The 10,539-nt window shown below is 35.2% G+C and carries 7 protein-coding genes; 6 read left to right on the forward strand and 1 reads right to left on the reverse strand.

The genetic code is table 11. The features are described from left to right. The 3 genes from BZG01_RS20960 to BZG01_RS20970 form a co-directional block, all read left to right on the forward strand. Nucleotides 1-1,905: cadherin domain-containing protein (locus BZG01_RS20960; RefSeq protein WP_143470970.1), on the forward strand; the 1,905-nt coding region annotated here is incomplete at its 5' end. A 234-nt stretch (nt 1,906-2,139) separates the two neighbouring features. Further along, the gene (gene deoC, locus BZG01_RS20965; protein ID WP_101311800.1) at nt 2,140-3,039 is read left to right on the forward strand and encodes a deoxyribose-phosphate aldolase; all 900 of its coding nucleotides are present in this window, start codon (nt 2,140-2,142) and stop codon (nt 3,037-3,039) included. Nucleotides 3,040-3,162: 123 nt separating this feature from the next. Then, a complete protein-coding gene (locus BZG01_RS20970; protein WP_180327417.1) occupies nt 3,163-5,046 on the forward strand; it encodes a PAS domain-containing protein in 1,884 nt (627 codons plus the stop codon). A gap of 5 nt (nt 5,047-5,051) precedes the next feature. On the opposite strand, the gene BZG01_RS20975 is transcribed toward BZG01_RS20970, so the two are convergent. Further along, nucleotides 5,052-6,038 carry a polyprenyl synthetase family protein gene (locus BZG01_RS20975; protein ID WP_101311802.1) on the reverse strand — a complete coding sequence of 329 codons (987 nt, stop codon included), beginning with the start codon at nt 6,036-6,038 and terminating at the stop codon, nt 5,052-5,054. 203 nt (nt 6,039-6,241) lie between these two features. Here BZG01_RS20975 and BZG01_RS20980 point away from each other — a divergent pair, with 203 nt between their 5' ends. The 3 genes from BZG01_RS20980 (at nt 6,242) to polA (ending at nt 9,968) form a co-directional block, all read left to right on the forward strand. Beyond that, nucleotides 6,242-6,541 carry an ArsR/SmtB family transcription factor gene (locus BZG01_RS20980; protein WP_101311803.1) on the forward strand — a complete coding sequence of 100 codons (300 nt, stop codon included), beginning with the start codon at nt 6,242-6,244 and terminating at the stop codon, nt 6,539-6,541. Between the two features lie 49 nt (nt 6,542-6,590). Continuing rightward, nucleotides 6,591-7,037, forward strand: a complete 447-nt coding sequence (locus BZG01_RS20985; RefSeq protein WP_101311804.1) for a 6-pyruvoyl trahydropterin synthase family protein — start codon at nt 6,591-6,593, stop codon at nt 7,035-7,037. 156 nt (nt 7,038-7,193) lie between these two features. Next, on the forward strand, nt 7,194-9,968 hold the full coding sequence (gene polA / locus BZG01_RS20990; RefSeq protein ID WP_101311805.1) for a DNA polymerase I: 2,775 nt from the start codon (nt 7,194-7,196) through the stop codon (nt 9,966-9,968). Nucleotides 9,969-10,539 lie beyond the last annotated feature (571 nt).

Here is a 10,539-nt window from a genome sequence, read left to right on the forward strand (position 1 = left end):
TCCAGCGGAGCAATCACCGTAACCGATAACTCAGGTATAGATTATGAAACAACAACCTCATACACATACACCGTAACAGTTTCCGACGGAACCAACACTTCAGCCGCAGAGACGATAACAATCAATATCACAGATGTCAATGATGTAGCCCCGATAGTGACAGCTTCACAAACATTTACTATTGATGAAGATGCTTCAAATGCAACATCAGTAGGAACCGTTTTGGTCACCGATGGAGATGCAACAGCAACTACATTTAGCAGTTGGACAATTACAGCAGGCAATACAAACAGTGTATTTGCCATGAACTCATCAACAGGTGAAATTACAGTTAATGATGCGAATGAACTGGATTATGAATCAATCACAAGTTACAGCTTGAGCATCACAGTTTCAGATGGAGTTAACACTTCAGCTGCAGAAACAGTAACAGTTGATGTGAACGCAATAAACGACAACACTCCAGTTGTAACAGCCTCACAGAGTTTTGATATTGCAGAAAATATTGCAAACTCAGGAGCCGTAGGAACAGTACTTGCAACAGACGGCGATGCAGGAACATCTTTCTCATCCTGGACAGAAACCGGAGGAACCGGCGCATCCATTTTTGAGATCAACGCCTCCAGCGGAGCAATCACCGTAACCGATAACTCAGGAATAGATTATGAAACAACAACCTCATACACATACACCGTAACAGTTTCCGACGGCATAAACACTTCAGCATCCGAGACAATTACAATCAATATCACAGATGTCAATGATGTAGCCCCGATAGTGACAGCTTCACAAACATTTACTATTGATGAAGATGCTTCAAATACAACATCAGTGGGAACCGTTTTGGCCACCGACGGAGATGCAACAGCCACGGTTTTTAGCAGCTGGACAATTACAGCAGGCAATACTGACGGCATATTTGCTGTTAATTCGACCTCCGGAGAGATCACGGTGACAGATAATACGAATTTGGATTACGAGACAACAACAAGTTACTCGTTAGCAGTTACTGTAAGCGATGGAACAAATACCAGTTCTGCCGAAATAGTAATAATTAATATCAATGATAGTAACGAAAATGCCCCAACAGCTATTCAATTGTCAAATACCACAATTGCCGAGAATTCTGCCATTGGAACAGAAGTGGGAATATTAACAGCCAGCGACGCTGATGTTAATGAGACATTCACATTTAATCTGGCAGAGAACGGGTATTTCGAATTGGATGGAGACAGGATTGTTTCGAAAGAGATATTTAATTATGAAGATTATATTAGCTATTCATTAAAAGTAACAGTTACTGATCAAGGCGGATTAAGTTATAACGACAGGTTTACGATTCATATTGAGAATCAAAACGAAACTCCGGAATTTTTATCAGAACCAGTTGTTCAAGCAACAGTGGGTGATATGTATGTTTATAATATGAAGTATGAGGATGTAGATGAGGATGGATGTATTATATCAGTTATTGAAAAACCAAATTGGTTAAGTGTGGAGGATCATGGAAATGGATCTTGTACATTAAGCGGAATACCGACTGAAACAGGTAATTTTAATGTAATACTAGAAGCTTCAGATGATGAATTTTCGGTAAAACAAGAATTTGAAATTACAGTTGAAACAGTTACAGGAATTGATGATGTTTCAGGAAAACTAAGTGTTCGTGTCTATCCAAATCCTGTTATTCATGAATTGCATATCGATCTATCTGATTTTAGAAATGATGAGACTACAATTTCATTGTTCAGCATGACAGGAAGCTTGATATTTAAGGAAGAGCATAAAAATATTGGTGGAGAAGTAAGAATTATTAAATCGGTTCAGCAATTACGAAGTGGCGCTTATTTTTTGGTTATTGAATCGGAAGGATACCGAAAAAGCTACAAGATTGTTAAGCAATAAAGAAGTACATTTTTTATAGTAGTTAGCCAAAGTCATCATTGCGATGATTTTGGTTTTCTTGTTTTAGGCTGGCTAAGTTCTAATAAATTAACATAGTAGAAATAGGGGATGAGGGAAAAATATCTTAATTTCGTAACCTTAAAGACAATATTCTGACTAATAGAAGTTTAGATTATTGATGGAAAAATCAGCGAATAAAGATTCGCAACTGGTTACTAATTATTTACATACATTATGGAGAAAGACATTTTAGAAATCTTAAAATCATACGATCTTAAGATTAGCGATGCAGAAGTAAAAGCAAATGTCAAATCAATTTTGGACAGAGACTATGAAACTTTGTACACAATTGAGAATCTGAAGAAGAATTTTTCTTTTATAGATTTAACGACACTGAACTCTACAGACACGCACGCAAAGGCTAAAAGTTTTGCTGACAATGTAAATAACTTCCAGAATGATTTTGACATGCCAAATGTGGCAGCTATCTGCGTGTATCCGTATCAGGTGTCAACATTGAATGAAAACTTAAAAGCTGAGGGCGTTAGAATTGCTTCTGTAGCAGGTGTTTTCCCATCTTCTCAATCATTTATAGAAGTTAAAGCATTGGAATGTAAAATGGCTGTTGAAAAAGGAGCTGACGATATTGATATAGTGATATCGATAGGAGCCTTTTTAGAAGGGCATTATCAAACGGTGTTTGATGAAATTGCAATTCAGAAAGAAGCTTGTGGTAAGGCACATTTAAAAGTTATACTGGAAACAGGAGAACTTAAAACGGCAGAAAATATTCGTACTGCATCTATTATTGCAATGGAAGCTGGTGCTGATTTCATTAAAACTTCCACCGGTAAGGTGGCTGTGAATGCAACTTTAGAAGCTGCTTATGTCATGACTCAGGCAATTAAAGAGTATTTTAACAGGACAGGAAAGATGATTGGTTTTAAACCTGCTGGAGGAATATCTACAGCTAAGGATGCCATTGAATTTTATGCAGTTTCAAAAAATAATTTAGGAGAGGAATGGTTAAATAACAAATGGTCAAGAATAGGAGCATCCAGTTTGGCAAATGCATTATTAACAGAGATTCATAAACTGGAAACCGGTGATCCAAAAGAAATAAAGTATTTTTAAAATGCTTATTTATTAACTTATAAGTCGGATTATTTCCGACTTTTTTTATTTACTTGCAATAAATTTATTTAACATCACCATTTAAATGTTTATTTGTACATGTACAATGAATCCCATGATCCTTTGAAAATTAGAATTCAAGAGCTGGAAAATGAAATTGAACGATTGCGTGAGCTAATTCCTCAGGAATACAGTACAGAGGAACACAATCAATCTAAATCTTTAATTAATGGTAAAGATTCAGTTTCGGTAATTGATACAAATTTCACTTTAATTGAGGTGAATGAAAAACTCTTAAAAGGAGCAGATTTAAAACGATCTGAATTAATTGGTACGAAATGCTATAATATTTTTTATGGGTTAGATAAACCTTGTGAAGAATGTGTTGTTCCGCAGATTCTGGAAAGTCGGGAGCCAAATAGTTTTCTAAAATCAAACCTGGAGAATAATAAGATCAGGTTCGAAGAAAAATATCTTTCACCTATTTTAAATAAGAAAGGATTTGTTGAAAGAATTATTATTCAAAGTAAAGACATTTCAAGTTATTATCATTTGGTAGATCGAATTGGGCAAAGAGAAGAATTCTACAAAAATATCTTTGAATCTGCAGGAGATGCTTTTCTTGTTCATGATGAAAAAGGGAATTTAATTGAATTTAGCTCGCGTTTAAGTGATTTATTAGAGTATTCAGATGAGGAACTGAGTCAATTAAATATCAATAATATTGATGACGCCAGTTGCTCTATGGATTTGCACCTTCGGGTAAAAGAGATGGATCTCACTGGTTTTGCACTTTTTGAGACTTGTTTAATTAGTAAATCTGGCAAAAGAATTTCAGTTGAAGTAAGTGCAAATCTCATTCGTTTTTCGAATACAAAGATCTATTTTGTAGCCATCAGAAATATTGAAAAAAGAAAAATTGCAGAAAATAAGTTGCAGGAGAGTGAGGAGCGGTTCCGGACTTTAGTGGAGAATGCCACAGACTTAATTATGCGGTTTGATATAAATCACAAACATATATTTGTGAATTCGGCTTCTTTACAAATATTAAAAATTAAACCAGAGGAATTTATTGGAAAAACTCATCAGGAAATGGGATTTCCAAAAGATAAATGTGAGTTTTGGGAACAGGGAATAGATATCGCTTTTAAAACAAAGAAGCAGCATTGTGTTGATTTTAGCATCGTTGTTGAAGGCAAAGTTCTTCATTTTGAATGGCAGTTAATTCCTGAATTTAATAGGGCAGGAGAGTGTGAAACATTAATTGCCATAGCTCGTGATATAACGGCAAGAAAACGAAGCGAAGAGGCTTTAAGTGAGGCTGTTAAAACAAAAGATAAATTTTTCTCAATTATTGCACATGATTTAAAAAATCCATTTAATGCCTTACTGCCAATAGCTAAAAATCTGCATCAAAATTGCAGGAAAATGTCAAAGGATCAGATATTTGAAGCTTCTTCAATTATTTATTCAGCAGCTAATTTGGAGTATAATTTATTGAATAACCTCCTGGAGTGGGCCAGATCTCAAATGGGAAAAATAAAACATAACCCCAAGCAAATTGATTTATCAAAATTGATGGAGTCAAATATTCAACTTCATCAAACCAAAACCGATCGGAAAAATATATTTGTAAGGGTAATTAAAGGAGCAAATACTATGGCTTTCGCCGATGAATACATGCTTGATACAGTTATTCGAAATTTATACTCGAATGCCATAAAATTTACCAGGCCCGGCGGCAATATTCAAGTTCGAATTGCACAAAGCGATTCTAAATCAATTATTTCTATTGAAGATGATGGATTAGGAATTAGTGAAGAGAATCAGAAAAGATTGTTTCGGATTGATACAAATTATACCAGAGTAGGAACCTGTGAAGAATCCGGAACGGGTTTAGGATTAATACTTTGTCAAGAGTTTGTTGCTCTGAATAATGGTTCAATATCGCTTGAAAGTGTACCAGAAAAGGGGAGTGTTTTTACCGTTCAGCTACCAATAAACTAAAAGATCTAAACATTTCTGTTAATCGTGTAATCCACCAAGTTGAGTAATGCCTCTCTCGCTTCCGATGAAGGAAATTCATTTAAAATATCCAATGATTTTTGTTTGAATTCAATCATTTTATCCCGGGTGTAATCAAGGCCTCCCTTTTCTTTTACGAAAGAGATTAGTTCGTTCACTTTTTCAGAGTTTTTATTGTGTTTGCGAATTATCTTCAGAGCCCAGCGACGTTCTTTTTCAGAAACCCCTCTTAAAACATAAATCAAGGGAAGTGTTAACTTTTTTTCTTTGATATCATTGCCAGTCGGTTTTCCAATACTTCCTTGTTTCTCGTAATCAAACAAATCATCTTTCATCTGAAAAGCAATTCCGAGGTACTCACCGAATTTTTTAAGTTTTTGCTGATCAGCATCATTTGCTTTAGCAGAAATAGCTCCAAGCAGAGTACAGGTTGCCATTAAACTGGCTGTTTTTTTATAGATTATATCAAAATAAATCTCTTCTGTAATGTTTAATTTTCTTGATTTTTCCAATTGAAGTAATTCCCCCTCGCTCATTTCTCTCACGGCTTCCGAAAGAACCTTTAGCTGTTCAAATTCATTGTTGTCAAGAGCAATCAAAAGGCCTTTCGATAGAAGAAAATCTCCAACCAATACAGCAGCTTTGGTTTTCCACAAAGCATTAATTGAGAAAAAGCCTCTTCTTTCGTAAGCTTCATCAACAACATCATCGTGTATTAATGTGGCAGTGTGCAGTAATTGAGTAAGTGCAGCAGCAATGTAGGTAGAATTGCTAATTTTACCGGTAATTTTAGCACTTAAAAAAACAAGAATAGGTCTTATTTCTTTCCCTTTACGTTTGATAATGTAGCGGTTAATGATGTCCAGTAAACGGATCTTTGTCTTCATTGAATCCTTAAAAAAGGACTCAAATTTCTCCATTTCTTGTTTTATCGGAGCTTTTATATCGTTGATACTGGTTTTTTTCAAATTCATAGCAACCAAAGTTAATAATTTATCTTTCTCATAAAACCGTTCCTATTTCAAATAATCGGATTTAAAACTCTAGTATTTATTAAGACTTTAATTAAATTATATACAAAACGAGAAATTTAACTATTTCAATATGTATAATATAGCCTATTTAAGAATATATTCATATATTTGCATTTGATACTTTACGTGAATAATAGTTGTGTATGAAAATTAAAGAATTAGAACCTGCAAAGCTAGAGCAAGCGGCTAACATGCTTAAAGCAATTGCTCATCCAATGAGAATTGCAATTTTAGGATATCTGGAGGATGGAAAGAAGCTTACAGTGACTGAAATTCATGAATTATTAAAAATTGAGCAATCAACAACTTCTCATCATTTGGGAATTTTAAAAGATAAAGGCGTTCTTTCTTCGAAAAGAGAAGGAAAGAATACATATTATTATTTAAAACACTGCAGTCTTAGTAACATTGTTGATTGTATCAGCAATTGTACTCATGGATAAGAAATTCAATAACCAGTTTAGTGCTGGTTTTTTTATACAATGTAAGTAAATGGCAAAAGTAAGATTAACCAAAGAGTTTCATTTCGAAATGGCTCATGCCTTATGGAACTACGATGGACTTTGTAAAAATATTCATGGTCATTCCTATATTTTATTTGTTACAGTAATTGGCGAACCAATAACCGATGTAAATAGTTCGAAATTGGGAATGGTAATGGATTTCGGAGATTTAAAAAAGATTGTTAATGAAGAAATTGTTGACCAGTTGGATCATTCCGTTGTTTTGAGTAAGGCAACTCCAAATCTGGAGCAATTGGATATTGAACAAATGTTTGAGCGTTTTTTTATTACAGATTATCAGCCAACTTGTGAAAACATGATTGTTGATTTTGCTGAAAAAATAAAAATGCGTTTGCCTTTGGATGTGAAACTGCACTCACTAAAATTGCACGAAACAGCCACATCGTTTGCTGAGTGGTATGCAGAAGACAATTAAGTTGAAATAAAAATTATAATTGATAAGCCTGGAACAAACGCCAGGCTTTTTTTGTGTTTATAAAACAAGAAGAGAACTGAGAATAATAGCCTTGAAAATTGTTACAAAGCGATTATCTTGTACTTTTGTTTCAATACAAATTATATTTAAAATCTTATGAACTCAGCAAGTACCAACTCGGGCAAAAAACTATTTTTATTAGATGCTTTTGCCTTGATATACCGATCATATTACGCATTTATTAAAAATCCAAGATTTACTTCAACCAGAATTAATTCTTCGGCCATGCTTGGATTTACCAATACATTATTGGAGGTTCTTGAAAAAGAGAAGCCGTCGCACATTGCAGTGGTTTTTGATCCGGTAGGACCAACTTTTCGTCATGATATGTTTAAGGAGTACAAGGCACAGCGTCCTCCAATGCCCGAAGACTTAAGAAAATCGATTCCTTATATCAAGTCAATTATTCAGGGTTTTAATATTCCGGAATTTGACGTAGAAGGATACGAGGCAGATGATGTAATTGGAACCTTGGCTAAAAAGGCTGAAAAACAAGGCTATACGGTTTATATGATGACTCCGGATAAGGATTATGCACAATTGGTGAGTGAGAATATTTTCATGTTTAAGCCGAAAAGCAATGGGAAAGAGGTTGAGGTTTGGGGTGTTCCTGAAATTAAAGAAAAGTTTGGCGTAGAGCATCCCGATCAAATTGTTGATTATTTAGGTTTGATGGGAGATGCAGCGGATAATATTCCGGGTTGTCCGGGAATTGGTCCGAAAACGGCTCAAAAACTAATTGAGCTTTATAAAGACATCGATGGTTTGTATCGGAATACCGATAAGCTAAAAGGAAAACAAAAAGAAAGAATTATTGAATCGGAAGAACAAGTTCGGTTTTCAAAAGTGCTGGCAAAAATTGCACTCGATGCTCCAATAGATTTTGATGAAGATAATTTCAAATTGATAGATTATAATGAAGAGGCGTTGAGAGCCGTCTTTAAGGAGTTGGAGTTTTTCACCTTGGCAGAACGGGTTTTTAAAAATCAGGGGAATCTTTTTGCCAATGAGAGTCAAAAATTTACGGATAAGGATACAGTAGAAGTTAAGGATGTGATTCTAAGAGATATAAGTGGATTGGGTTGCGATTTTTTTATGCTTGATAATCAGGCTGTAAGAGCCGATTTAAAAGCTGAATTGTGTGTTCATAAAGAGTACTCTTTTAGAACAATTTTGTCCGGTTCCGACCCAAATACATCAAATCTTCTTGGATTGACCTTTTCGTATCGAAAAGACAAAGCATTTTTTGTTCCTTTTCCTCAAAATTTCGAAGAGGCAAAAAAAGTAGCTCAAGAGTTTAAATTTATTTTCGAAGATGAAAACATTTTAAAAATTGGTCACGATATCAAACGTGATATTTTAATTTTGCGTTGGCATGGAGTTGATGTGAAAGGGCCAATTTTCGACACCATGATTTCTCACTACTTAATTCAACCCGAATTAAAACACGATTTTGGATTTGTCGCTCACTCTATTTTAAATTATCAGGTAATTGACAAAGAGGATAAATCAAAAGGAAAAAAAGCTCAACTAAGCTTGATGTTGGAGCCTGAGGTGATTGAACATGAATCTTATTGTGAGGAAACGGTTCTGAATCTTGAATTGAAAGAAGAGTTGGAGCGTCGTATGAAAGAAAACGACCTGCTTGATTTGTTCTGCAATATTGAAATGCCTTTGGTAAGTATTTTAGCCGATATGGAGTTCACAGGAGTTAGTATAGATGTTCAGACTCTAAAAGACTATGCTCTTGGGCTTAATGAAGAGGTTGATGGAATTGAAAAAGACATTAAAGAAATGGCCGAGGTCGATTTTAATGTAGCTTCACCAAAGCAGTTGGGTGATGTCTTATTTGATAAAATGGGGCTCGACAGCAAAGCTAAAAGAACCAAATCGGGTCAATATTCAACATCCGAAGATGTTCTTTCCAAACTGAAGGATAAGCATGAAATTATTCAAAAAATATTGGATTTTAGATCGCTGAAAAAATTGATTTCCACTTATGTTGAGGCACTTCCGACTTACATTAACGAAAAATCAGGGAAGATTCATACCTCTTTTAATCAGGCCGAAGCTGCAACAGGAAGATTAAGTTCAACCAACCCTAACCTGCAGAATATTCCAATTCGTACCGAGCAGGGCAGATACATCCGAAAAGCATTTGTTCCTTCATCCGAAAATCACACTTTCCTTTCTGCGGATTATTCGCAGGTAGAATTGCGGTTAATGGCTCACATGAGTCAGGATCAGAACATGATTGATGCTTTTAATAATTCGGAAGATTTTCATACAGCCACAGCAGCAAAAATTTACAAGCTTTCAATCGAGGAGGTAAGCAAGGAAATGCGAAGCAGAGCAAAAACTGCCAATTTTGGAATTATTTATGGGATTTCGGCCTGGGGACTTGCCGAAAGGTTGGGTATTAGCCGAACAGAAGGAAAAGAGTTGATTACAGGCTATTTTGAATCTTATCCGGGAGTTAAGCTGTTTATGGATAAAAGTGTTGAGAAAGCGCGTCAGGATGAGTTTGTAGTCACTTTATTGTCACGCCGTAGATATTTAAAAGATATCAATTCAAGCAATGCTATCGTTCGCGGTGTAGCAGAAAGAAATGCAATTAATGCACCTATTCAGGGCTCGGCAGCTGATGTAATCAAAATAGCGATGATCAACATTACCAAAAGAATGAAACGGGAGGGGATGCAATCTAAATTGATTCTTCAGGTGCACGATGAATTGAACTTCGATTGTTTGTTGTCTGAATTGGAGCCAATGAAGTTGATTTTAAAAGAAGAAATGGAAAATGCCATTCAGCTTTCCGTTCCACTTACCGTGGATATGGGAGTAGGAGAGAACTGGTTGGAAGCGCATTAATAAATAAGTTTAAGAAATAATTGGATTTCTGGAATCGAGAGTTTGAGTCTTTTGTTCCAGCATTTTTCATCAATTTTTAACGAGTTAATTATATAATAATTGGTATATTTATGTTATGAAAACATCAATTATACATGAGCTGACAGATACTGTGGTAAAATCCAAATTAAATTAATAATTATTTCCTAAATTTATGATATGAAAGAAAACTTCAAATGATTATTCATTTAAGTTTATCTAGCGGCGGAGTATAGCTCCGCCTTTTTTAGTATGTCGGGCATGGTAACGTGCTATCAAGATGAAACGTTCTTGAGTTCGCCGAGTTGACAGGAAGAACTAGCAATTGGCAAGGGTGTTGGGGGCGACCCCAAATCTGAAGGAAGCCATCAGCAAAGTCATCGTTCTAACGAACAGAAACTTGATATAAGGCTTATTAGTGTGGGTAACCGAGCTATGGATTGGGAAAACCCAAAAGTCAACCGTAACCACTAAGAGTAAATCAAGTAGGACGTGACGAAAGTACGTTATCTTATCCCGAGAGATCTCATAACCTGTTGTCCAAAACAACAAA

It is taken from the genome of Labilibaculum manganireducens (assembly GCF_002843385.1).
GTDB lineage: Bacteria > Bacteroidota > Bacteroidia > Bacteroidales > Marinifilaceae > Labilibaculum > Labilibaculum manganireducens.